This window comes from Mesorhizobium sp. M6A.T.Cr.TU.016.01.1.1 (assembly GCF_003952585.1).
Lineage (GTDB): Bacteria > Pseudomonadota > Alphaproteobacteria > Rhizobiales > Rhizobiaceae > Mesorhizobium > Mesorhizobium mediterraneum.
In genome coordinates, this window is sequence record NZ_CP034452.1 from 3,847,423 (window position 1) to 3,871,352 (window position 23,930).

Annotated in this window: 22 protein-coding genes; 4 read left to right on the plus strand and 18 right to left on the minus strand. The window is 62.7% G+C overall.

What is annotated here, in order from left to right; all coding sequences use genetic code 11:
* Positions 1 to 68 precede the first annotated feature (68 nt).
* The 3 genes from EJ075_RS18410 to EJ075_RS18420 form a co-directional block, all read right to left on the minus strand.
* A complete protein-coding gene (locus tag EJ075_RS18410; protein WP_095484177.1) occupies positions 69 to 377 on the minus strand; it encodes a putative quinol monooxygenase in 309 nt (102 codons plus the stop codon).
* 45 nt (positions 378 to 422) lie between these two features.
* Entirely contained in the window at positions 423 to 1,223 is an 801-nt protein-coding gene (locus EJ075_RS18415; RefSeq protein ID WP_095484178.1) for an SDR family oxidoreductase, read from the minus strand.
* A 70-nt stretch (positions 1,224 to 1,293) separates the two neighbouring features.
* Positions 1,294 to 1,731 (minus strand): DsrE family protein, encoded by a 438-nt coding sequence (locus tag EJ075_RS18420; protein WP_126105220.1) that lies wholly within the window; start codon positions 1,729 to 1,731, stop codon positions 1,294 to 1,296.
* A gap of 96 nt (positions 1,732 to 1,827) precedes the next feature.
* On the opposite strand from EJ075_RS18420, the gene EJ075_RS18425 reads away from it, so the two are divergent.
* Entirely contained in the window at positions 1,828 to 2,901 is a 1,074-nt protein-coding gene (locus EJ075_RS18425) for a hypothetical protein (protein WP_126105221.1), read from the plus strand.
* A gap of 27 nt (positions 2,902 to 2,928) precedes the next feature.
* Entirely contained in the window at positions 2,929 to 4,077 is a 1,149-nt protein-coding gene (locus EJ075_RS18430) for a glycosyltransferase family 10 (RefSeq protein WP_245457948.1), read from the plus strand.
* A 127-nt stretch (positions 4,078 to 4,204) separates the two neighbouring features.
* On the opposite strand, the gene EJ075_RS18435 is transcribed toward EJ075_RS18430, so the two are convergent.
* The 6 genes from EJ075_RS18435 to EJ075_RS18460 all read right to left on the minus strand — a co-directional run bounded on the left by EJ075_RS18435 (position 4,205) and on the right by EJ075_RS18460 (position 11,927).
* Positions 4,205 to 5,119 carry a cation diffusion facilitator family transporter gene (locus EJ075_RS18435; protein ID WP_206437570.1) on the minus strand — a complete coding sequence of 305 codons (915 nt, stop codon included), beginning with the start codon at positions 5,117 to 5,119 and terminating at the stop codon, positions 4,205 to 4,207.
* Between the two features lie 47 nt (positions 5,120 to 5,166).
* Complete coding sequence (locus EJ075_RS18440) at positions 5,167 to 7,356, minus strand: anthranilate synthase (protein WP_126105223.1); 2,190 nt, start codon at positions 7,354 to 7,356, stop codon at positions 5,167 to 5,169.
* Positions 7,357 to 7,613: 257 nt separating this feature from the next.
* Positions 7,614 to 8,687, minus strand: a complete 1,074-nt coding sequence (locus EJ075_RS18445) for a succinylglutamate desuccinylase/aspartoacylase family protein (RefSeq protein WP_126105224.1) — start codon at positions 8,685 to 8,687, stop codon at positions 7,614 to 7,616.
* Positions 8,688 to 8,772: 85 nt separating this feature from the next.
* A complete protein-coding gene (locus EJ075_RS18450) occupies positions 8,773 to 9,942 on the minus strand; it encodes an MFS transporter (protein ID WP_126105225.1) in 1,170 nt (389 codons plus the stop codon).
* 150 nt (positions 9,943 to 10,092) lie between these two features.
* Positions 10,093 to 11,469 (minus strand): FAD-containing oxidoreductase, encoded by a 1,377-nt coding sequence (locus EJ075_RS18455; protein WP_126105226.1) that lies wholly within the window; start codon positions 11,467 to 11,469, stop codon positions 10,093 to 10,095.
* Positions 11,466 to 11,927, minus strand: coding sequence for a DUF4126 domain-containing protein (locus tag EJ075_RS18460; RefSeq protein WP_126105227.1), 462 nt, complete (start codon positions 11,925 to 11,927; stop codon positions 11,466 to 11,468). Before EJ075_RS18460 ends, EJ075_RS18455 begins: the two co-directional genes overlap by 4 nt.
* A gap of 164 nt (positions 11,928 to 12,091) precedes the next feature.
* Between EJ075_RS18460 and EJ075_RS18465 the strand changes: the two genes are divergently transcribed.
* The gene (locus tag EJ075_RS18465; RefSeq protein ID WP_126105228.1) at positions 12,092 to 12,649 is read left to right on the plus strand and encodes a sugar O-acetyltransferase; all 558 of its coding nucleotides are present in this window, start codon (positions 12,092 to 12,094) and stop codon (positions 12,647 to 12,649) included.
* 33 nt (positions 12,650 to 12,682) lie between these two features.
* Here the strand turns inward: EJ075_RS18465 and EJ075_RS18470 are convergent, their stop codons facing one another.
* The 3 genes from EJ075_RS18470 to EJ075_RS18480 all read right to left on the minus strand — a co-directional run bounded on the left by EJ075_RS18470 (position 12,683) and on the right by EJ075_RS18480 (position 14,777).
* Complete coding sequence (locus tag EJ075_RS18470; RefSeq protein WP_126105229.1) at positions 12,683 to 13,192, minus strand: RES domain-containing protein; 510 nt, start codon at positions 13,190 to 13,192, stop codon at positions 12,683 to 12,685.
* Positions 13,189 to 13,674: an antitoxin Xre/MbcA/ParS toxin-binding domain-containing protein gene (locus tag EJ075_RS18475; protein ID WP_126105230.1), complete on the minus strand. Its 486-nt coding sequence runs from the start codon at positions 13,672 to 13,674 to the stop codon at positions 13,189 to 13,191. The genes EJ075_RS18470 and EJ075_RS18475 overlap by 4 nt, the downstream gene beginning before the upstream one ends.
* Before the next feature lie 113 nt (positions 13,675 to 13,787).
* On the minus strand, positions 13,788 to 14,777 hold the full coding sequence (locus tag EJ075_RS18480; RefSeq protein WP_126105231.1) for a helix-turn-helix domain-containing protein: 990 nt from the start codon (positions 14,775 to 14,777) through the stop codon (positions 13,788 to 13,790).
* 130 nt (positions 14,778 to 14,907) lie between these two features.
* Here EJ075_RS18480 and EJ075_RS18485 point away from each other — a divergent pair, with 130 nt between their 5' ends.
* Positions 14,908 to 15,555 (plus strand): cysteine hydrolase family protein, encoded by a 648-nt coding sequence (locus tag EJ075_RS18485; RefSeq protein WP_126105232.1) that lies wholly within the window; start codon positions 14,908 to 14,910, stop codon positions 15,553 to 15,555.
* A 71-nt stretch (positions 15,556 to 15,626) separates the two neighbouring features.
* Here EJ075_RS18485 and EJ075_RS18490 read toward each other — a convergent pair whose 3' ends face one another.
* From EJ075_RS18490 to EJ075_RS18515, 6 genes are all read right to left on the minus strand, one after another.
* On the minus strand, positions 15,627 to 17,306 hold the full coding sequence (locus EJ075_RS18490; RefSeq protein ID WP_126105233.1) for a formate--tetrahydrofolate ligase: 1,680 nt from the start codon (positions 17,304 to 17,306) through the stop codon (positions 15,627 to 15,629).
* Between the two features lie 314 nt (positions 17,307 to 17,620).
* Positions 17,621 to 18,016, minus strand: a complete 396-nt coding sequence (locus tag EJ075_RS18495; RefSeq protein ID WP_126105234.1) for an ester cyclase — start codon at positions 18,014 to 18,016, stop codon at positions 17,621 to 17,623.
* 162 nt (positions 18,017 to 18,178) lie between these two features.
* Positions 18,179 to 19,321, minus strand: coding sequence for a DUF2333 family protein (locus EJ075_RS18500; protein WP_126105235.1), 1,143 nt, complete (start codon positions 19,319 to 19,321; stop codon positions 18,179 to 18,181).
* A 51-nt stretch (positions 19,322 to 19,372) separates the two neighbouring features.
* Positions 19,373 to 20,677, minus strand: coding sequence for a DUF6638 family protein (locus tag EJ075_RS18505; protein WP_126105236.1), 1,305 nt, complete (start codon positions 20,675 to 20,677; stop codon positions 19,373 to 19,375).
* Between the two features lie 162 nt (positions 20,678 to 20,839).
* Positions 20,840 to 22,750 carry an ATP-binding protein gene (locus tag EJ075_RS18510; protein ID WP_126105237.1) on the minus strand — a complete coding sequence of 637 codons (1,911 nt, stop codon included), beginning with the start codon at positions 22,748 to 22,750 and terminating at the stop codon, positions 20,840 to 20,842.
* A gap of 24 nt (positions 22,751 to 22,774) precedes the next feature.
* The gene (locus EJ075_RS18515) at positions 22,775 to 23,920 is read right to left on the minus strand and encodes a hypothetical protein (protein ID WP_126105238.1); all 1,146 of its coding nucleotides are present in this window, start codon (positions 23,918 to 23,920) and stop codon (positions 22,775 to 22,777) included.
* Positions 23,921 to 23,930 lie beyond the last annotated feature (10 nt).

Consider the following 23,930-nt stretch of genomic DNA (forward strand, 5'->3'; position numbering starts at 1 on the left):
TCGGTCTTAGACCTGAAGCGGGGAGATGCGAACCCCGCGATGGCGAAAAATGCGTCCGCTCTCAGGCGTCAGGCGGTTTTGACGGCGGGCAGGCCGAAGCCGCCTACGGGCTGGGTTTCGACCTGGAACTCGAAGCCGGCGATGATCGGCCGCGCCTTGGCGATCGCTGCCTGGACTTCCGGCAGTTGCAGCGAAGCCTTGTGGCTTGCCTGGTCGGTCCACACCTCGGTCACCCAGATTGCGTCGGCATCGGCCGGATCGGTGGCGATGATGTAGCTCAGGCAGCCCGGCATGGAGCCGGTGCTGGCAAGCAGAACGTCCATCATTGCGTCGCGCTGGCCGCGCGTCGCCCGCATCTTGCCGATCAGACCGTACATTGCAGATTCTCCGTTGGCTTCCGCGACAAGTATGCAGGTCGCCGCTCACGGCATCAACTGGCCACCATTCACCTCGATCACCTGGCCGGTGATGTAACCGCTCAACAGAGCGGACGACAGGAACAGATAGGCGCCGACGCAGTCCTCGGGCGTGCCGGCGCGGCCCTGTGGAATGGTGGCCACCATGCCCTTCATTTGCTCGTCGGTCGAATAGCGCTCATGGAAAGGCGTCGCGATGGTGCCCGGAGCCACCGCGTTGACGCGGACGTTGAAGCCGATCAGTTCCTTGGCCATGCCGCGAGTCACATTGGAGACGAAGGCCTTGGCCGATCCGTAAAGGCCGGCGCCGCCGCCGGCGCCATTGCGCGCGGCGATCGACGAGGTGTTGACGATGAAGCCGCCCTGGCGCTTCAGCCATGGCATCGCCTTGCGCGAGGCAGTCAGCACGGAGCGCGCGTTGAGGTCCATCACCGCGTCGTAATGCGCTTCGGTCAGCTCGGCATAAGGCACGCGGCCGAGCATGCCGCCGGCATTGTTGACGAGGCCATCGAGCCGGCCGAAGTGTTGCGCGCTGTCCTCGACGACGCGCTCGACATCGGCGGGGATCGAGAAATCGGCCTGGACGAGGAATACTTCGCCGCCGCCGTTGCGGATGGTCCCGGCCAGGTTTTCGGCAGCCGCCCGACTTGAATTGTAATGCAGCGCCACACGACATTTCTGCGCGGCATAAGCCAGTGCAAGTGCGGCCCCGATGCCTGTCGAAGCGCCGGTGATCAGCACCGCCTTGCCGGCGAGGTCGGGGATGACCAGGGCGGGGGTGACAAGGCTGGTTGTGGTGGCTGGCACGTCTATTCCTCCGGGCGAGTATCTACTCTTCGTAGGGCCTGGCCGCCCTGATGTTCAAGTCCGTAGAGGCTCACGGCCGCAAATAGGCGTAGCCTTGGCGCTGCAATTCGGCGAGCTTGACGACGCCGCCGGTCTCGGCGGCATAGAAGCCATCGAGCAGATCGGTGAGCGCAACATCCATGCCGTGCATTGTGTTGGCGCAAGCATGCGGGGTCAGCCCGTCGCGAACGAGGCCGGAAAAACGGCTGGCAATGCCAGCCGACGCGCTCTTCGACTTGAAAGCCGCGAGTGCCGGTCCATGCACGACCAGCACGATGTCGACCTTGCCGCCGGTGCCGTCATAGTGGTTCTTGATGTTGCCCAGCACAAAACCGACCTTGTCGAGATCGCTGAGGTGGTAGGCGACCTTTTGCCTTTCCTCTTCCACAGCCGCCGCTTCGACCTGGCGCAGCCCGAAAAGGCCAGCGGCTCCGGCAAGGCCTACGCGGAAAATATCGCGGCGTCGCATGGCTTCATCCTCCTGTGCCGGCCCCGCAAATTGCGTGGCTTCGGCCCCGATCCTAGCATAAGTTGAAGCCACGTCCTGTCGGGCGAGGAGGGGCACATGACCTCGAAGACCACTAAGGGCGTCGGACTTGGTGTCGCCTTGCTTGCCGCACTTGCCGGCACGGCCCTTGCCGACGACAAGCTTACCGAACTCAGCCCGGACGGCAAGGATGCCTGTTTCGGGCGCGTCTACGATGCCGCGCATCTCAAGGCGCATCCGAACCAGAAGGTGGCACGGATCTTCTTCTACTATGGCAGCTATCCGGTTAGCCATCCGAACGAGGAGCCGAGTAGCGGTCCGTCCGGCTACAACGGCTTCGTGGCCACGACGGTGCGCGGCGCCAAGAAGCCCGAGTGGGTCGGCGGTTGGTGCGGCAAGGACGATCCGCAGTCGAGCGAGATCCGTTGCGGCATGGAATGCGACCGCACCATGGCCTCGCTCAACCTCGATGAAAAAGGCCGGCTGATCATCTCCGGCGTGCAGCGCAACCTTTATCTCGATGCCGGCGCCGAGGATGAACTTGGCGAAAAGGAGTTTACCAGGCAGGCACTCGGCACAGAAGACGACGGCTTTCGGCTCGACCCCATGCCGGCGCAGACCTGCAAGGTCGAATTCGCGCGCATCGATCCGATCGACCCCGCACTGGGAGCACCGCTGCGTGAGCGGCTGAAGCCGGACCAGCCCTTCTGCTACGGGCGCGACTACCATGCCGCGCATCTTGGCTCGCATCCCGCTCAGTCTACCCAGACTATCCGGGTTTTCCGAGGCCCGATCGAGCTGGCCTCCTTCGCTATGGATGGCGATCCGGCAAGCTGGCCTGATGGTGCCGACATTGCCGTTTCCGTCACCACGCGCCACAAGGCTGCCAAGGTCACGCAGAGCTACAGTTGTGAAGGGGAAGCGGACCAGTGGCGCTGTGTGGCGAGCGCGAAGACGAGCGACTTTTCCTGCGACATCGCGGCCAGGGAGATTTATCTGCGCCGCGGCGCCAACGGCACGATGATGCTGGCCAATCCCAACAGCAGCCTGCCGATCGTCGACCTATGCTCGAAGGCGGCCGAAGGCGAGACCGCATCCGACGACAAGGTCTACCGGCTCGAGCCGATGCCGCAATCTGCCTGCACGCCTTGATTAGGGGTCCGTTTCTCGGTTTGGGGATTGGCGGGATATGACGAGGACCTGGATGCAATCAGGATCAGACCAAAACCGCCATCGTCGCGCGGGTGGCTCAAGCAACACGCAATTGCCTTTAGCGTCGACGGCTACACAGCCCAGGCCGCAGTATTGAGCAGTATTGAGATGTCCACATTGCTTGCCGTGCCTAAAAAAGAGCCGCTCGTCCTCTTCTACACGACTTTTTTCAGCAAGCCCGTCGACGTCGCGTCTATTCAATGCGATCTGCCGGGCGAATTTACCCTAGACAAGCGTAGAATTGCTGAAGCGACAGCGGTCGTCTTCCACATTCCGAACTTCCGCGAAATTGGTGACGCATGGCGATATCCGGGCCAGTACTGGATAGCCTGGTATATGGAAGCCCGCTCAAACTACAAAATCATAAAGGACCAGAAACTCATGCGGCACTTCGACTTCACGATGTCGCACGAGCGCAGCTCTGAGATTTGGTGCCCCTATTTGCCCAATTCCCGGTGGTGGGACGCGGTGCGCGCAAAGCCTATAGGCGCCAAGACAGAAGCGGCTCCGGTGGTAGCCTTCCAATCGGCGCCCTTGAACTATAGCGGCCGGCTCGATCTCTTGAAGAGCCTAGCCGAACACATCAAGATAGATTCATACGGTCGGTATTTCCGCAACAGTACAGTCGAAGGCCCCGATCGCGGCCGCAAGACGAAGATCGAGACAGTCTCCCGCTACAAATTCTGCCTCGCATTGGAGAACTCGACCGAGACCGACTACGTCACCGAAAAGCTGTTCGATGCCTTCGAAGCCGGATCAGTGCCGATCTATCTGGGCACATCGAACGTGCACGAATTCGCCCCGCCCGGCTCCTACATCAACGCTGCAGACTTCAGCAGCTATGCAGAGCTGGCAGCATATCTGAAATACCTCATCGTGACGCCCGAGGCATACGAGGCATACTTTGCCTGGCGCTCGAAACCATTACCTGACGAACTCGCCCGCCTCGTGCAGGATCGCGACCCCCCGGTGTTTTATCGACTGATGCAATTCGTGCATCAGGTGACCGACGAGCGCGGTCAGGAACGGCCCGCCGGCCGGCCGACATTGCCTTTTGGTCCGCGAGCCTACATCAGCACGCGGCTGCGAAAGTGGAGGAAGAGAGTGCCTAGCTGAGCCTGAATTAGGGCGGAACGAACGCAAAGCGGAGCGCAGGCCCGGGATGAGGAAGGGATGGATGTGCGACCAATCCCTAGGATGTGCGATAGTCCCTGAAAGGGGACCATCGACGTCCGCTGCCGCTTCACGCGAATGGCACTGCCGTCGTGCCCTTGGGCAGTTTTGCCTCGTCGTCGGGCTCGACATGGATGGTGACGCGCACCGAGGGGATTTCCGCCTTCAGCGCGTCCTCGATGCGGTCGCAAATGACGTGGCTGGCGCCCACCGACATGCCGGCATCGACGACCAGGTGGAACTCGATGAAGGTGGCGCGGCCGGCGATGCGTGTCTTGAGATCGTGAACCTCCAGCGCTCCCTTGCAATTGGCCGAGATGACGTCGCGGATGTGCATGTGCTCCTGCGTGTCGACGGCGCGGTCCATCAGTCCGTTCATCGACGAGCCGATCACGTGCCAGCCCTGCCATAGGATGTTCAGCGCGACGATGACGGCAAGCGCGGGATCGAGGACTTGCCAGCCGGTGAGTACGGCACCGACCAGGCCAATGAACACGCCGACCGAGGTCGCCACGTCGGTCATGATGTGCCTGCCGTCGGCGACCAGAGCCGGCGACTTCTCGGCGCGTCCGGCACGGATCAGCGTCCAGGCCCAGAAGGCGTTGATCACCGTCGCGACGCCGTTGATTGCGAGGCCGGTCCAGGGCTGTTCGAGCGGGGCGGGATGCTGCCAGTACCACCACACTTCGTTGAGGATCAGAAGGGCTGCCAGCACGATCAGCACGCCCTCCAGAACAGCCGAGAAATATTCGGCCTTGTGGTGGCCGAACGGATGATCCTGGTCGGCCGGCTTGAAGCTGACCTGGATCGCCCAGTAGGCGGCGGCCGAGGCAATGACGTTGACGATCGATTCCAGCGCGTCCGAATATAGCGCCACGGAACCGGTGACGTGCCAGGCCGCCAGCTTCAGGCCGAGCACGACGCAAGCGACGATGATCGACCAGAAGGCGAGGCTGGCGACCCTCTTCTTCGCCGTCGACTTGATTTCAGCTGTGGTCACTGGGGAAGAAATCCCAACACGAACCCCTCGGGCTAAGCCGCCTTTTCCCTGGCCTTGCGCGGCAGATGCGCAACGATGTTCTCGATGATGCGCATGCCGGCATTGTGTCCGAGCGTCATGATCGATTCCGGGTGGAACTGCACCGCCGCGATCGGCTCCTTGGTGTGCTCGAAAGCCATGATGACGCCGTCCTCCGTCTCGGCGGTGACGATGAAGCCGTCGGGCAGGCGGACCGGATCGGCGAAGATCGAGTGGTAGCGGCCGACCGTCACTTCCTTGGGCAGGCCGGAAAAGATGATGCCCGGCTTCGACACACGGATGCGTGACGGTTTGCCATGCATCGGCACGTGCAATTGCCGCAGCTCCCCGCCATAGGCTTCAGCCAGCGCCTGCAGGCCGAGGCAGACGCCGAAGATCGGCAGGTCGCGCGCGCGGGCCCGCTTGATGGTGGCGGCGCAGTCGAAATCCTTCGGCGTGCCGGGGCCAGGCGACAGCACGACCAGGTTTGGCTTCAGCCGGTCGAAGACCTCGTCCGGCACAGGCGTGCGCACCGTCGAGACATTGGCGCCGGTCTGGCGGAAATAATTGGCCAGCGTGTGGACGAAGGAGTCCTCGTGGTCGACGAGCAGGATGTTGACGCCGTCGCCGACGCGCGCGGTGGCGCGCTCGGTGTCGGCGGCATTGCCTGACTTGGCGTCGCGGATGGCGGAGATCATGGCGGATGCCTTCAATTCGGTTTCGGCTTCTTCTTCCTCGGGAATGCTGTCGAAGAGCAGCGTGGCGCCGGCGCGCACCTCGGCGATGCCGTCCTTGATGCGAATGGTGCGAAGCGTCAGGCCGGTGTTCATATCACCGTTGAAATTGACCATGCCGATCGCCCCGCCATACCAGGCGCGCGGGCTCTTCTCGTTCTGCTCGATGAAGCGCATAGCCCATAATTTCGGCGCGCCGGTGACGGTGACCGCCCAGGCATGGGACAGGAACGCGTCGAAGGCGTCCATGCCTTCGCGCAGCCGTCCCTCGATGTGGTCGACGGTGTGGATCAGCCGCGAATACATCTCGATCTGGCGGCGGCCGATGACGCGCACCGAGCCTGGGTCGCAGACCCTCGACTTGTCGTTGCGGTCGACGTCCGAGCACATGGTCAGCTCGGATTCGTCCTTCTTCGAATTGAGCAATTTCAGGATCTGCTCCGAATCGGAAATGGCGTCGTCGCCGCGCTTGATCGTGCCGGAGATCGGACAGGTCTCGACACGGCGGCCGTTGACGCGCACGAACATTTCGGGCGAGGCGCCGATCAGATATTCGCCCTCGCCGAGATTGATGAAGAAGGAATAGGGCGAGGGGTTGATGGCCTTCAGCTTGCGGGAGATGGCGGAAGGCGGCGTCTCGCAGCGCTCATAGAACATCTGGCCGGGCACCACCTCGAACAGGTCGCCGCGCTTGAAACTCTCCATCGCCTTGCGCACCAGATTGGCATATTCGCCGGGCTCATGGTCGCCGCGCGGCGGGATGCGGTCGGCGGTCTTGAACGGCTCGACGATTTCGTCGCGCGGCAATCCCCCGGTCGAAAACCCTTCGCCCGAATAGTCGTAGCGGTCGGTCCAGGCCTTGGTCGAATAGTGGTCGACGACCAGGATCTCGTCGGGCAGGAACAGCACCAGGTCGCGCTGGCTTTGCTGGCGCTCGAGCTTGTAGTCGACCGGATCGAACTGGAAGGCGAGATCGTAGCCGAAGGCGCCATAGAGGCCGAGATTGGCGTCTTCCTCCGTTTTGAACAGAGCGGTGATGGCGCGCAGCACGGTGAAGACGGAGGGAACGCGGCTGCGTTCTTCTTCGGTGAAGACACGGCCAGGCTTGGCCACATCGAGGCGGATCAGTCTCTTCGACGTCTCGGCGATCGTCACGTCGTCAAGGCCGCCGAGCGCCTTGCCTATCACCGGCAGAAGCATCTCGCCACGGCTGTTCAGCGCCTCGATGCGCATGGCGCGGCTGCGCGCCGAGATCACCAGCGGCGGATCGATGATGGCGGTGTCCCAGCGCGTGTAGCGACCGGGATATTCGTAATTCGAGGAAAACACGGCGCCGCGGCGCGCATTCAGTCCATCGATATAGCCGTCGATCGCGCCTTCATAGGGCCGGTCGTGGCGCTCGCGGGTAATCGTCACGCCACCCGCCGTGACGAAGCGCTCCGCCCCGTTCTCCAGAATTTTCGTCGTCATTGCCGTCTCCATCAGCGTCTGGGTATCAGCGTCTTGGGGCAACGGACCCGGGCATGGCTTGAAAAAACAAATGGCCGCCCGGACATTCCGTTGCGGCCACCTTCTATTTTCACGCGCACGCGTTCGAACAGGCCGCTGTCAGCGAGCCCACCACCAAACGGTCTTGATCGAGCGCATGTTCATGGCGATTCCAATAGCGGCGATTGAACGGCCGCGCAACTGGATTCAATGGAGGGCATGGAGAAGGGCATGAGCCCTCAATCCTCCAGCGTTCCCGACCTTGCATCGGCGCTCTTCCTGTCGCCGACCAGCTTCAGCAGATCTTCGCCGGCACGGATGATGCGCCGGGACCGCCGCGTCAGGATGATGCCCGCTTGCGGCGCGAACACCTGCGTGCGGCCACCGGCTTCACCCGGCGCATGGACTATGGTGGCGAGCAGTGCGCCTTTTTCTACACGGTCGCCGGGCTTCACACTATAAAGGATCGCACCCGCCCGGGGCGCCGGCATCATGTCGATGTTCTCGAGCAGTGCGACGATACCGGTGAAAGAATTGGAACCGGTGAAGCCGCCGGGCGCGGGCAAGGCCTGATCCACGATCACGCCACGCGCCACCAGCAGCCGATAGAGCCCTTCGGCATCGGAAGCGGCCAGAGCGCCATCGACATCGAGTATGCCTCGATACTCGACTGTGGTGGCGACGCACCGGTCAAACCGCGCTACATCGGCGGGGACGTTCAGATACGGCGTGATCGAGGCGCCTTCGAAGGTGCCGTCGGTGTCCTCATCCCACAGCACCACCGCGTCGACGCCCATGGCGGCCGCACAATCCGCCATTTCAGGCCACAGGCTGGTGTGGACATAGAGATAGGCGAGGCCCTCGTCGTCGCAGTGCAGGTCGAGCACGATGTCGTGGCCGATCGACAGCTGCAGCAGCCGCGTCTTCAGCCGCTGATCGGCCGTGCCAAGCGTGGTGTCCGGCAAGAGCGTCGTGTCCGGCGCCGCCAGCAGCGGAAAGCCGCGGTTGAAGTTGGTGCGCGTGCCCAAGTGGAAACGGCCCTGATGCTCGCCGAAATGATACTGGGCGCGGCCGATCGGATTGGCTTGGGGCACGACGGTGATATTGCCCTTGATGCGGCCTTCCGCTTCGGCCTTTTCGAGCATCGGCATCAGCGCATCGATGGCGACGACGCCCGGCAGTTCGCCGGCATGCAGCGCGGCCTGCAGATAGGCTGAGGTTGCTGCCTTGTCGCTGCCGTCAAAGCGGAAGGTCGGGAATTCGTAGGAAACGCCCTCGCTGTCGCCGGCGATGCGCTCGATCGATTTCTGCATGATACTCCTCCAGGAAAGAGGCCGAACACATGCCCTTTCGCCGATACGCTGTCGATTGGTCCAGTCTGCTGCGCTATGGGCGCAACTATTGCGCGGGGTGCGTCACCAGCAACTGGCGGTCCAACGTCTGCGACATCACCGCCACGGCGACCGCCAGCAGGGCGAGCGCCGCGCCGACCAGCGGCAGATTGGCATAGGACACGCCCAGCGAAAGTGCCACGCCGCCTACCCAGGCGCCCGCGGCATTGCCGATGTTGAAGGCGCCCTGGTTCAGCGTGGCGGCGAGGTTCGGCGCTTCGGAGGCCGCTTCGACGACGCGGATCTGCAAAGGCGGCACGATGACGAAGACGAGCAGACCCCACAGGAAAACGATGAAGACCGCCACGGCTGCGATGGCGCCGAATTCGGCAAAGCCGACGAGCAGCAGCGCCAGCATCAAAAGCGTGCCGATCACCGTCGGCATCAATTTCCAGTCGGCCAGCCTGCCGCCGATGATGTTGCCGATGGTCATGCCGCCGCCGAATAGCAGCAGCACCCAGGTCACGGTCGCGGTCGACAGGCCGGATACGTCGGTGAGATAGGGCTTTATGTAGGTGAAGACGGCAAACAGGCTGGCCGACGCCAGCGCCGAGATCAGCATCGCCAGCCAAACCTGCAGCTTGCCGAGCACGCGCACCTCGCCAAGCAGGCCGCCGCCGCTCGGTTGGGTGATGCCGGCGGGCACCAGCCAGGCAATGGCTGCGACCGAGATAAGGCCGATCCCGACCACGGCCAGGAAGGTGGCGCGCCAGCCGTAGGCTTCGCCGAGTGCTGTGCCGCCGGGAACACCAAGGATGTTGGACAGGGTCAGACCGGCGAACATCAGCGCGATGGCGCTGGCCCGCTTGTTACGCGGCACCAGGCTGGCGGCGACGACCGAGCCGATGCCGAAGAAGGCGCCATGGCCGAAAGCGGTGAAGACGCGCGCCGCCATCAGCAGCCAATAATTGGGCGCGATCGCGCACAACAGATTGCCGACGACGAACAACATTGCCAGGCCGATCAGCACCGGCTTGCGCGGCATGTGTGCGGTGGCCACCGCAATCACCGGCGCGCCGAAGACGACGCCGAGCGCATAGCCGGTGACCAGCAGGCCGGCCGAGGGGATCGAGACGCCGAGGTCGGCGGCGACCTCGGGCAGCAGGCCCATGATGACGAATTCGGTGGTGCCGATGCAGAAGGACGCAATGGCAAGCGCTAGGATCGGCAGGGGCATGGGAGGTCCGGACTGAATCGGTTCAAAATTGAGACTGTCGGCAGAGCTGCCCCGTGCACAAGCGCGATTGCTGCAATGCAGCATTGCAAAAATGGGCAGCGGATCGCGACTGCGTTGCGCGTTTGCCGCCTGCGGTGAATGCAGAGCGGCCTATGCCAGCGGCTTCAGCTCCTGGGCGATGGTCGGCAGAAGTTCCGAGACATTGGGGTGAATATGGGTTGCCCGCGCGAGCGTGCTGACCGGCGCCTTGGCGTACATCAGGTCAAGGACGCAATGGATCGCCTCGTCGCCACCGGGACCGAGCACCGAACAGCCGAGGATTTCCTTGGTGTCGGCGTCGACCAGGATCTTCATAAAACCTTGCGTCTCGCCTTTCTCGACGGCGCGGCCGACGCGGGTCATCGGCCGCAGGCCGACCAGCGCGCGACGGCCGGACTTTCTGACCGCTGTCTCGGTCATGCCGCAGCGGCCGAGCGGCGGGTCGGTATAGAGCGCATAGGCCTCGATGCGGTCACTCACCTTGCGCGGATCGTTGTCGAGCAGATTGGCGGCGACGATCTCGTAGTCATTGTAGGAGGTGTGGGTGAAGGCGCCCTTGCCGTTGCAGTCGCCCATCGCCCAGATGCCGGGCACGCTGGTGCGCAGCTGATCGTCGACGACGATGAAGCCGCGTTTGTCGACCTCGACGCCGGCCTTGTCGAGGTTGAGATCGTCGGTGTTGGGCGTCCGGCCCAGCGCCAGCAATACATGCGAGCCGACCGCCGGCGCCTTGCCGGCGGTGAAGGTCACAGCAATTTCGTTGCCCTGCTTGGCGAATCTGATTTCGTCGGCGCCGAGATGGACCGTGATGCCTTCGTTTTCGAGGATGGACAGGATGGCGGCCGAGACATCTTCGTCCTCGCGGGCGATCAGCCGCGGGCTCTTTTCGATCACCGTGACTTCTGAGCCGAAGCGGCGGAACATCTGCGCGAATTCGAGCGAGACGTAGCTGCCGCCGACGACGACCAGATGGCGCGGCAGCACGTCGAGGTCCATCATCGATGAGTTGGTCAGGTACGAAATGTCGTTGACGCCTGGCAGGTCAGGCACCGAGGCGCGGCCGCCGGTGTTGAGGAATATTTTTTCGGCGGTCAGAAGATCATCGCCGACGCGCACCGTGTTGGCGGTGACGAAGCGTGCATGGCCGCGATAGAGCGTGCAATGGTCCATGCCGGCAATCCAGCTTTCGAGATTGCCGCGGGCGTCGTTCGACACCTTGTCCTTGCGTGCCTTGATCGCTCTGTAGTCGACGCCGACCAAACCGGAGAGCGTCACGCCGTAGTCGGCGGCGCGGCGAGCGAGATGCGCGGCATAGGCGCTTGCCACCATGGCCTTGGTCGGCATGCAGCCGGTGTTGACGCAGGTGCCGCCGACCAGTTTTCGCTCGATCAGCGCCACGCTCATGCCGGCCGCCGTCAGCCGGCCGGCGAGCGGCGGGCCGGCCTGTCCGGCGCCGATGATGATGGTGTCGAATGTCTTTGCCGTCATGCCACTGCCGCCACGATCAGCAGGCCGCCGGTGATTGCCACCGCGTCCTCGATAAGGGCGGCTGGCAGGTCCTTGCCGAGGGTGATGGCCAGGCGCTTGCGCAGCTCGGCGCCGCCCAGCGTGCCGATCACCGCGCCGATTGCGCCGGCGATCAGGCCGCCGATGGTGGCGCCGGCGGTCGCGCCGATCACAGCGCCGGTGAAGGCGCCCGAGACGATGCGCGCGCCGAACTGCTGCGGGACCTTGCGGCTCGGCGTCGACGGCAACTGATCGGCGACAAGCTCGACGATGGCCAGGGCGGTGAAGATGCCGACGGCGACCCAGTGACCCATGAAAGCAGCCCAGGTGCCGGCGACCGGCAGCCAGCCGAGCCAAGCGCCCCAGGCGACGGCGGCGGGCGCTGTCATGGTACGAAGGCCCGCAACGACGCCAATCAGGAGTGCGAGAATATACAGCATGATTGATCCCCTCGATGGCCGGGCTCAGGACAACCCTGCCAGAGCAGGCTAGCATAGGCGCGGCATTTGACCAGAGGCCTGCGATCTGTGGCGTTACCCGATCTTTATGGACTGTGCTTTGACACCACGTTGAAACAGCATGGCAAAGGCAGGAGGACATCGCCTTGAACACAAGCGAGCGCACAAAAATGGCGGCGGGCGAGTGGTATACTTGTCTCGATCCGGAGCTGGAGGCGCTGCGGGTCATGGCGCGCGACGCGGTGTTCGAGCATAATTCGCTGCCGCCCCGGCAGCGCGGCGACATCGGACCGGCCCTGAAGTCGCTGCTCGGCGTAGTAGGCCCGGGCGCCCGGATCGAGGCGCCGTTCCACTGCGCCTATGGCTTCAACATTGTTCTCAGCGACGGCGTCTTCCTCAATGCCGGGTGCACCATCCTCGATACCGCGCCAGTCCGCATCGGCAAGGGAACGCTGCTCGGCCCCAATGTGCAGATCTATTGCGCCGAGCATCACAAGGAGGCGGCGGGTCGACAGGCAGGACTGGAGATCGCGAAGCCGGTCGAGATCGGCGACAATGCCTGGATCGGTGGCAGTGCCATCATCCTCGGCGGGATCAGCATCGGCGACGGCGCCATTGTCGGCGCCGGCGCGGTAGTGACTCGCGACGTGCCGCCAAACACCACGGTCGTCGGCAACCCGGCGCAGTCGGTCAGGCGCGGCTGAGCATGAGCGGGTATTAGAGCGAGGTAAGCCCGGTCATTTGGCAGGAGGTGGATGCAATCGTGTGTCGAGCGCAAAGGCCTCCTGGATCTTCATGGCATATGCGCCCTTCGCGACGCTCGCGTCGAAGATCAGGTTCCAGCTATTCTGGGACACCGCGCTCGGAATCACCACGAACCGATGTCGTTGGAGAAGATTATCGCCGAATGCCTGTTGCCCAGAGCTCGGGATGCCCGGACGCAGCCAATTAGGGTTGGGAACGGCGCCAGGGTTGACGATATGCACTTCCGTGACATCGCTGATTATCGCCGCGGTCATCACATGCGCGATCGTGTCGAGCGCCCTGAAGCCCTTATGGACTGCGACTTCGAGAATCGCAGTCGAAGGATCGATTGAGCAGTAGACTGCGCGCACGCCTCTGCTGTTCCATCGACCGCCGACCCTGTATGCGCCCTCGCCACTGTCCCATGTAGGCGCAAACGCAGCCTGATCGAGACGCCAGCCAACGAGATCGGAGCCGCCAAGTGCGGCCGGGAGCGGCGTCATGCATAAACGCCGTATTCAAGCCGCTCGAGATAGTCTTCCACAAGCTCGACACCCGCCGGGGTTGACAGAAGATCGATGGGACGGCGCTGGTCGAGCCCGATCGCCGGGCGCTCCAGCCATTGCTCCGCTTCCGCTTGCGAACCGAACACATCGGTCGCTTTCGACAGGATCTCCGCGAATTTCCAGGTTCGTCCGCTCTGGTCCTGGCTGAGAGGCTTGGAAGGAGCATCCTTACGGCGCTGGTAGGTGCGCAAGCTCATGCCGACGGCCTTCTCGAGCGAATCAGTCTTCTGGATGAAGACGAGCTGCCCAAGGAGATGGTCCAGCGCCGAACCCGGCAGGCCGTGCACAAGCAGCTCATGGGCATCCAATGCGCTCCTGAGGTGCCGCGATAGAATGCGAGTGCCGCCGAGCAATCTGGCCACCTTCTGAAGTTCATTGTTTTTTGCTGCTGGTGCGGCCCTCTCCAATGCCATCGCCACGGCGTGCCTCTTAGCGTCATCTGTCACTTTAATATATGACAGATGACGCAAGCCTTTTCAAGCACGGTAGGGTCGGGAGCAGAGAAAGGCAGCGCAAACCTGAAGCGATTGCCTCACCTCGGCGCGTACGCCACGCGCTCCTCCTGAGTGCTCTTAGAGAACTCTCGCCGGTACTGCGCGGGCGTGGTTCTGAGCCGCGCCGCGAAGTGCTGGCGCAGCGATGTGGCGCTGCCGAACCCGGCTTCGAAGGCAACCGTGTCCATTGATTTTTCCGTCGCTTCCAGCAGCCGCTGTGCCAGCGCGACGCGCTGGTCAATCAGCCAGTCGCCGAAGCTGGTGCCGATCGATTTTTGAAAGCGGCGCGTGAACGTCCGGCGGGTGAGGCCGGCGGCGGCGGCGACGCTGTCCAGGCTATGCGTCTCGTCCAGCGTTTTGCGCACCTTGTCGAGTGCCTGTGTGAAGCGATCCGCGTTGCCGGTCCTAGCGATGGGACGTTCTATGAACTGCGCCTGCCCGCCTTGCCGATGGGGAGAAAGCACGATCTGCCGAGCAAGCCGAAGAGCCGCCTCCGCGCCGTAGCGGGCCCGCACGATATGGAGACAGCAGTCAAGCCCGGCGGCGACGCCGGCAGATGTCATGACATCACCATTGTCGATGTAAAGCACGTCCGGGTCGACGATCATGTCGGGATAAAGCGCCTGTAGCTGCTCGGTATAGGCCCAATGCGTCGCGGCTCGCCGCCCCGAAAGCAGTCCTGTCGCCGCAACAGCGAACGTGCCGAGGCACAGTCCGACAATCAATGCGCCGTTCCGGTGCGCTCGCAGCAGGGCCTCTACCAGAAACGCCGGTGGCGGATCGTCGAGGTCTCGCCAGCTTGGGACGATCACAATGTCTGCGCCATCGAGGCTGCCCAGCCCGTGCGGCGCAGTCACGGTCAACCCTGCTTCGGTATGGATAGGCCCGCTTTCGATTGCACAGATGCGGAAGTCGAAGCGCGGCAAGCCGAGCGCGGCGCGATCCTCTGCGAATACAAGGCATGGCACGGAGAGGTGGAACGGACTGATGCCATCGAAGGCGATGGCGGCAACGATCGGATCGGCCATGAGGAGCACCAATGAGGGTTAGAGCCGGATTGTCCCAATTCTTTCGAATAATGTCAATTGGGACACTTTTTGCAATCCGGCAGCAGGCCTATCCTCGACCAATCGAAGCGAAACGAGAAAGGAAAATTTGATGTCTGAACCAGTCAAAGGCAAGGCGCCACGCCGTGCCCTCATCGTCGTCGACATCCAGAACGACTATGACGGCGGCAACCTCGCCATCCAATATCCGCCGTTTCGCGACAGCGTCGTCAACGCGGCACGAGCGATGGACGCGGCCGCCGAGGCAGGCGTCAAGGTCGTGGTCATCAAGCAACTGGCGCCAGAAACGTCGCCGATTTTCGCCAAAGGCAGCCACGGCGCCGAATTGCATCCCGAGATATCAAGGCGTAGCCGTGACCATTACGTCGAAAAGACCTTGCCGAGCGCCTTCACCGGCACGGACCTCGAGGACTGGTTGCGCTCCAACGCCATCGATACGATCACCGTCGTCGGCTATATGACGCATAATTGCGATCTCTCGACCATCATCCATGCCGTCCACATGGGCTTTGCGGTGGAGTTCCTGTCCGACGCCACCGGCTCGGTGCCCTATGCCAACAGCGCCGGCTATGCTTCGGCCGAGGACATCCACCGCGTGGTGACTGTTATCCTGCAGTCGCGCTTCGCCGCTGTTCTCAAGACAGCCGAATGGATCGACTGCCTGAAGACCGGCACGCTGCCCGAACGCGACACGATCTACGCTTCCAACCAGCGCGCGCTGGCACGGAGCGCCGCTTAGAAAATTTGTCGCGGGCAAGCAAAAGGGCGCCGCAGCGACGCGGCGCCCTTGTCATTCCGGCCTTCAAAATCTCAGAACAGGCCTTCGATCTGGCCCATCTCGTTCAGGAAGATCTTTTCCGAGGACGGCGCCTTGGGAAGACCGGGCATGGTCATGACCTCGCCGCAGATAACGACGATGAAGCCGGCGCCGGCAGACAATCTGACCTCGCGCACCGGCACGGTGTGGCCGGTCGGCGCGCCGCGCAGGTTCGGGTCGGTCGAGAAGGAATATTGCGTCTTGGCCATGCAGACCGGCAGGTGGCCGTAGCCGGCGTGCTCCCAGGCATGGAGCTGGTCGCGCACCGACTTGTCGGCGATCGCTTCGGAACCGCGATAGATGCGCTGGACGATGGTGTTGATCTTCTCGAAAAGCGGCATCGCGTCGGGATAGAGCGGCGCAAACTGCGACGCGCCGGATTCGGCAAGCGCCACCACCCTGCTGGCGAGCTCCTCGATGCCGGCCGATCCGTGGGCCCAGTGCTTGCACAGGATCGCCTCTTCGCCCATCGAGGCGACGTAGTCCTTCATCGCCTGGATTTCAGCGTCGGTGTCGGAGTAGAAATGGTTGATGGCGACCACCGCTGGCACGCCGAACTGCCTGATATTCTCGACGTGACGGCCGAGATTGGCGCAGCCCTTCTTGACCGCCTCGACATTCTCCTTGCCGAGGTCTTCCTTCTTGACGCCGCCGTTCATCTTCATGGCGCGCACAGTGGCGACGATGACGGCTGCCGCCGGCTTCAGGCCGGCCTTGCGGCACTTGATGTCGAAGAATTTTTCGGCGCCGAGATCGGCGCCGAAACCGGCTTCGGTGACGACATAGTCGGCGAGCTTCAGCGCCGTCGTGGTGGCGACGACCGAGTTGCAGCCATGCGCGATGTTGGCGAACGGACCGCCGTGAACGAAGGCTGGGTTGTTCTCCAGCGTCTGCACCAGGTTGGGCTGCATGGCGTCCTTGAGCAGCACGGCCATGGCGCCGTCGGCCTTGAGGTCGCGGGCGTAGACGGCCGACTTGTCGCGGCGATAGGCGACGATGATGTCGCCGAGGCGCTTTTCCAGGTCCTTCAGGTCGGTGGCGAGGCACAGGATCGCCATGACTTCCGAGGCGACGGTGATGTCGAAGCCCCCTTCGCGCGGAAAGCCGTTGGCGACGCCGCCGAGCGAGCAGATGATCTCGCGCAGCGCCCGGTCGTTCATGTCCATGACGCGGCGCCAGACGACGCGGCGGTTGTCGATGCCGAGGTCGTTGCCCCAGTAGATGTGGTTGTCGATCAGCGCCGAAAGCAGATTATGCGCCGTGGTGATGGCATGGAAATCGCCGGTGAAGTGGAGGTTCATGTCTTCCATCGGCACGACCTGCGCATAGCCGCCGCCGGCAGCACCGCCCTTGACGCCGAAATTCGGCCCGAGCGAGGCCTCGCGGATGCAGACGATCGCCTTCTTGCCGATGCGGTTGAGACCGTCGCCGAGGCCCACCGTCGTCGTCGTCTTGCCTTCGCCGGCCGGCGTCGGGTTGATGGCGGTGACGAGGATCAGCTTGCCGTCCTTGTTCGCCTTCACCGACTTGATGAACTCGGCCGAGATCTTCGCCTTGTCGTGGCCGTAAGGCAAAAGATGCTCGCTTGGAATGCCGATCTTCTGGCCAATCTCCTGGATCTGCTTCTTTTCGGCGGCGCGCGCGATCTCGATGTCGGACTTCACTTCGGCCATGGCGGCTTTCCTCTGGATTGGACGGTGGAGGGGACGGGTTTGATCAGTATGGTCGCAAGCCTGTTCGAGACAGCCCGGCACTGCAGGCGAGGGCACGTTCTAGCCCTGTCGCTGCCATGGCGTCAACTTGCATGCAACTATGTTTCCTCTAGAGAAAGGCGTCTGTTTCCCGGGCGATCTGTCCCGGGTCTTCGCGCCCGGTTGTCGCGCCGTATAGAAGCCAGAGCACGCGCCGTTTTGCCGTCTCAAAACAGCCGCGGAATGCACCGAATGCGACAGGGTTCGAGCGCCGGCCTGCGCCTCGAGTAGTTGCGCTAGAATGCGCCGATCTGGTGCATCAGCCCCAAGCCGTCAAGCTGGCCGAAATGTTCGACCACGACGCCGTTCTCAAGACGATCGATGTGAATCACGCCAACCGAGACGCGATTTCCGCTCGGTTCGACGCCATGGAAGATGCCGGTGTGCGTGCCCTCAAAGCGACAGCGCGTGACCACCTTATCGGCATCGCCGACGTAGTCGTCAATGACGTGATGTCCATCCGGGAATCCAACAAAGAACTCGGTCAGGGATTTGCGCCAGTCAGCGAAGCCGATCGGATTGGCGCTGCCGAGATGAACGGCGAGATCTGGAGAGACAAGACTGGACAGTTTATCCCAGTCCTGCGCGTCGATCGTGGCATAGAAATTTCGAGCAACTTCCCGGATATCCATCTCATGTCCTCGCTGGCTGCCGCCCAGCGGTTGAACGACGACGAGACGATCAGGTTCCGGTTCCGCGCGATGCGCAGCCGACCTACTGCGTCAGCACGTTGCTGATCTCGACCAGGGGCAGCGGTGATTTCAAGCCGAGACGCCTTTCAGTATTCGCTTCCTTCATCGATCCAGAACGGACCTGACCTCGACGAGGTTCGATCGCACCCTAAGCACATAGAATCCCATCGTGGTGAGATGGGTGGGCATGATCCAGCCATCCTCGCGGCCGTTGGAGATTATGAACGGCCGGATGGCGAGCGCTGCCTTGAGCTGGCCTTCCACGCTGGTCCACAGCGGTGTGAGGCCGCGATTGTCGAGGATCTGCTGGAAGTCGTGATGCGCCGCCGTGAGGATGCCGTAATAGCCGTAGAGCTGGCCATAGGCGAACCAGAAGCGGTCGTCAGCGCGTGTGTCGAACCAGCCGCTGTTGAAGTTCTGCGAACGGTCGCGGATCATGTCCGATGTCGAGCCTATGTCGCTCGCGATCCGGTCGACGAACTGCATCAGATTGTCGGCGCGCGCGTTGAAGACAACCTCGCATTTCATCAGCCGGTCGTTGAAGGCGCGAAGGCTGGTCGCCGCCGTGCGATAGAAACTCGGCGTCGGGGTTTTCGGACCAAAGGGCCTGAGGCCGAAATACCAGGTTTCCTCGTCGAAGGTGATCGCGCCGCGCGCATCCTGCAGGTTCTGGTCGATCTGGCTGGTGCCGCGGACGCGGCCGAGTGTGTCGACGAGCTCGACCGCAGTGCGCCGGATGGCCTGATTGACCCCGCGCTGGAAGGAGGCCTTGTTGTCGAGAAACGGCGTGCGGTCCCAGTCCATCCCGAAGAACCCGAGCTTGTAGAGTATCATCGACGAGATCCAGGCGTTCTCGTTGACGTTGAAATCGATGAGATCGGCCGCGACCTGGACAATGGCCGAGTTTGTGCAGGTCTTGACCTCTCCCTCGACGCCAGCGGTTTCCCCGACGGCAGGAGGAGCGGGCTGCGCCGGGGCGGTTTCGGCCGGCTGGGTGAAATTATACGCCTCCGCATAGGCGGGATTGAAATTGCTCCAGACCTGCGTGTTCCAGATGAAGTAGCCGTAGAGGCCGACCAGCAAGAGCAGAGCGAGGCCGAGCACCGCCTTCAGGATCCAGCCGCGCTGTGTGTACCAGCGCCCAGCCCACATGAACGGCCACAGGATCACACCGATGGCGAAGCCGATACCGCGGCCGATCCACTGGAAAATCCGTGTGAAGAAATTCACGATCGGATCAAGCATTGCGATGTCACCCCCTCGTCAGTCAGCCAAGAATTCGATAAGGTTAGGCATTCAATCAGTAAGGCCGTAGAGGCGTGTGCGAAACGCCACCTTGTCTTTCAGATATGTGGTTTTCAGAACGTCCACAACATGCGATCGCCAGGCGTCGCTGAAGCCGTCATAGTCGCTGTAGAAGCCTGGTTTGTTGAAGACGTAACGCGAGACGAAATCTTGCGGCACGAAATCCGAGATCAGCTGGTTGGTCAGCCAGGCGTCGGGATGGTCGGGCTTGGCCCGGATCACCAGGAAACGCTGCTGCGGGAAGACGTCCTCAATCTTGAGCCGGCCGAGGTGAGCGATCTCGCGCTTGGCGGCGTTGAGAAAGGGAAAATTGCCGTCCCTGGTGATCAGGTCGGCATGGCCATGGATCCAGGTCTGCAGCCAGACCTTGTCGACGTCGGTCAGATTGCGATCGGGCTCGGCGTCGCGGATCAGCGCGCGCACCACCATCTCGGCGCGATGTTCGAGATAGCCCGATGTTTCGATCCATGAGGCGCGCGGCAGTTCGATGCGGCCGGTCGCGGCAAGGAACTTGAACACCTTGTCGGCATCATTGATCGAGAGGTAGCTCACTTGCCACGGCCGCGAGCGGCGGAAACCGGGTGCTGCCGGGTCGCTGATCACCGTCGTCATGTCAGGATCGATGAACACATAGAGCCCGCCGAAATGGCTGGTCCAATAGGCGCTGTGGCGAAAGATCACCTGATCCGGCACCAGCGCGTTCTCGCGGATGTCGCCGCAGATCTTGGCAAGCTCCACCATGCGGGTGAGCATGGCGTTGTCGCGCCAGGCGTCCGGCTCCTGCTTCAACTGGTCGACGAGCTTGCCGAGTTCGGCGGCCTTGCCCAGCACGTCCTCCGCCGACAGCACCTTGAACTCGACCTGGTTGATCGACAGCAGATCCTCGATGTCGTCGACTTTTGGGACCGAATCCTCGATCTCGCCGTAGATGACATCCTTGATGGTCAGCGCGTCGATGGCGCGCTGGTTCTTCGACATGAACTCGAACATCAGTTGCGAGGTGTTGGAAAAGGCGGTGTGCACCACCGGCAGATCGATCTGCGACGGCGTCAGGATGATGAAACGGCGGTTGATCTCGTTGGGGTCGAGGTAGTTGTAGTCGCCGCATTCCTCGGCCACGTCAGGCGAGAAGCCGGTGCGGTCGATGTCGAAGCTCTTCAGCTTCGTCGGCTTCAGGCCGAAGGCGACCAAAGCCTTGTTATAACGCTGGATGAGATGCGGCTCCTCGATGGTCAACAGCCGGCCGTAGATCAGCTCGTTCTCGCGCAAAAGGTCGGATTTCTTGGCGGGGCTCATCTATCCCTTCTCCCCTTGTGGGAGAAGGTGGATCGGCGCGCCGCGCCGAGACGGTTGAGGGGTGCTGGACGGAGCGCCATCCGCGCCAAGCTGGAGCACCCCTCATCCGTCGCCTTCGGCGACACCTTCTCCCACAAGGGGAGAAGGGGGCGTCGGAGAACCTCACGCATTCCAGTTCCCCTTGGCCTTCAGCTCCTCGATCTCGCGCACCGCGCGGTCGCGCAGGCGGGTGTCGCGGATCATCTTGGTCACCGCCGCGTCGTCGGACTTGTCGGAGTAGCGGAACTCCGAGTCGGCGTAGCGGTTGACCTCCTGCATGACCATGTCCATCGAGAATGGCCCACGCAGTTCCTCGATCATCGCCTTCTTGTCGTCGTAGCCCTGGTGCATGAAGACTTCCGGCTTCTCGAACCATTCGTCCGGCAGCTCGATGTCCATGGCGCGCATCTTGATCGCGTCGGTGACGTTCTTGATGGCGCGGCCGGTGAAACGCGGCTCGGCCTCCTTGATCATGTGCAGATAGGTGCCGATGTCGGCCATCGACTTCGGCGCGCCATTCTCCTTCATGTAGCGCTCGTAGACCTTCATCAGCCCGTCTTCCCTGGGCTTCTCGTGCTCTTCATAGGCTTCCATCACCGCGCGCTTGACCTCCTGGGCGGCGTAGAGCTTGTGGTCGCCGAGCGGGATCTTGTGGTTCTTGCCGGCGAGCAGCACGAAGATGTCGATATAGTCGTCGCGGCTCTGTGGGCCGTCGACCAGCCAGCGGGCGCCGGCGCGCTGGCGCAGCGCGTCGTCGACGTTTTCGGGATAGTTGGAGAACATGCCAAAGGAGCAGTTGCCGCGCACCACGGTGCCGGCGCCGGCAAATGCGTCCATCAGGACGCCGGTGATTTCCTGCTGGCCGGCCGAGGCGCGATCGTCAGAGCGGCGCGCCGCCACCTGATCGATGTCGTCGATGGTGCCGAAGCCGATGACGCGCGGGTTCAGCACATTGTTGATGAACTGACGGCAGTTCTGGCCGGATTTGCCCTGGTAGGAGGAGATCTGATCGACGCCGAAATTCTCGTAGGCGAAGGGATATCCGGCGACCTGACAGTAGCCGTTGACGAGACCGGCGATCATCTGGATCAGCGTCGTCTTGCCGGTGCCGGGCGCGCCATCGCCGATGAAGGTGAACAGGAAGCCGCCGAGCTCGACGAACGGGTTCAGCTCGCGCTCGAAATCGTAAGCCATCAGCATCTTGGCGAGTTTGACCGACTGGTATTTGGCGATGTGATTGCCGACAACCTCCTCCGGCTTCTTGAAGGTCATCACCAGCGGCTTCGACCGCTTGCCCGGCGCGACGTCGAAGCCATCCAGGGTAAAGTCGTCGACGTCGATGCGGATATGCGCGTTCTCGAACGGGCCGATGCCGTCGAAGCGGCCCTTTCGCGCCAAAAGCCCGTCGATGGCGACACGGGCAAAGGCGCGCCCCCGTGTCATCAGATCGGCGTCGTCCTTCGCGCCTGAAATCGCCCTGTCGAGCCCGGACACGATCGACTTCACCGCGTCCTGTGGCGTGTCGAACAAAAAGTCCGGCTCGGGCGTGTCGTTCGGCGCCTCGCCGTCGCTGTCGATCAGCTGGAACAGGTAGGAGGCGAGGCTGAAGGCCGAAATATAGGCCGAGGCCGACAGCAGCTTCTTGAAGGTGGCGGCCTCGTCGCCTTCGAGCGGCGCGCGGGCGTTTTTCGCCTGCAGGCTTTCGAGGTCGGAACCTTCTGCGAAGACGTCTGATATGGCCAGGGCGATCGCCAGCCCGCGCCGGGTGCGAAACAAAAGCATGTGCTGCGCAATGCTCAGCAGCTGATCGCCGGGATGGACGGCAGCGACTGTCTTGGCCAGCTCGACCTCGCGCGTGCGCCTGACCGAGCCGACCGAGACGGTCGAGACGAAGCGGCGGTTGGTGCCGGCAAGTGCGGTGCCGGATTCCCGCGACGGGTCCTCCAGCACGACGATGCGGGTGATGAAGCTCTGCGCCGTGGCGCGGTGCTTTTCGATTGCCGCTTCCGAAATCGTGGTCAGGCCGGTGTCCATGAAGGATACTCCGCGGTTTGACGGTCAGACGTCACTGATGACCTGTCCTTTGGACAGGATGTGGACCTTGTAGCCCGAAAAGATCTTCTGCGCCTCGCCGGCGGCGTAGAGCGCCTGATAGGCCTCATGCGGAATCAGCGCGTGGTTCTCGTAGCTCGACACGCCCTGCCGCGCAGCCTCCAGGTCGTCGGTGTCGATGAAGAACTCCTGCGTCGTCTTCTCGCTTGAAAACAGACCTTTGCGGCCTGGCTTCTCGGCCTTGGAATAGACCTCCTGGATGGTCCAGGTCAGGAGCCAGGCGTTTTCCGGCTTGCGCACCTTGGCCAGAACGTCGGTCACCGTCGAATTGTTCTCGGTGATCCCTGCCGAATAGAAGGGACCGAGCACGACGCGGCGCAGCTGCTTCGGGTGGAGCGGCTCGAAATCCTTGTCGAGGTTGACGGCGATCGTCGCCGGCGACAGCGTGTAGGCGGAATTCTTCTCGGTGAAGTCATCGAAGCGATGGGCAAGCTCGGGATTGAGCAGCCCTTCAACGGGAAGCGGAATGTCGACCTTCTCGTTGAGCTTGCCGTTGCGGTCGACAAGCTGCTCGATCATCTCTTCGGAGGAATCCTCGACCGTCACCATGTAGACCAGCGGCAGGTTGGCGCTGCCGTCGAAGGTGGCCCAATGGACGAGGTAGTAAGGCCGCCCCGTCTTCGGATTGACCGAGACTTTTGCCGTCTGCGCCAATGTGAAGGGCCCGAAGGTCGTCTCGCCCTTGACGCCCTCCAGATAGAGCCGCTCGGCCATCGACTTCTGCAGCGCTTCGGGGAATTGCTTGTGACGCAGGATGAAGTCGGCCATTTCCTCGCGCAACTCGTCGGCCAGCGGTATGTTGGCGAGACGCGTATCGGCCTGGCGGCGGTCGTTCTCCAGTTCGAGCAGGTTCTGGAAAACCGGAAAGCCGCTTTCGGCGCGCGAAATGCGGAACGTCTCCATGAAACCCAGCCGGTTGCGCCAGCAGGCAAAGGAGTTGTCGAGCCGCGCAATATATTCGGCGACGATCTTGGCGACGATGCCGTGCCGGTAGAGCGGCGAGCGATCGTCGCGCATGAACACTTCGAGGCCGCTGAGCGCTGCCGTGATCGCCGAGAAATAACGCGTTGCCGCTTCGTTTTCGGGGGTCATGCAGCCAGCC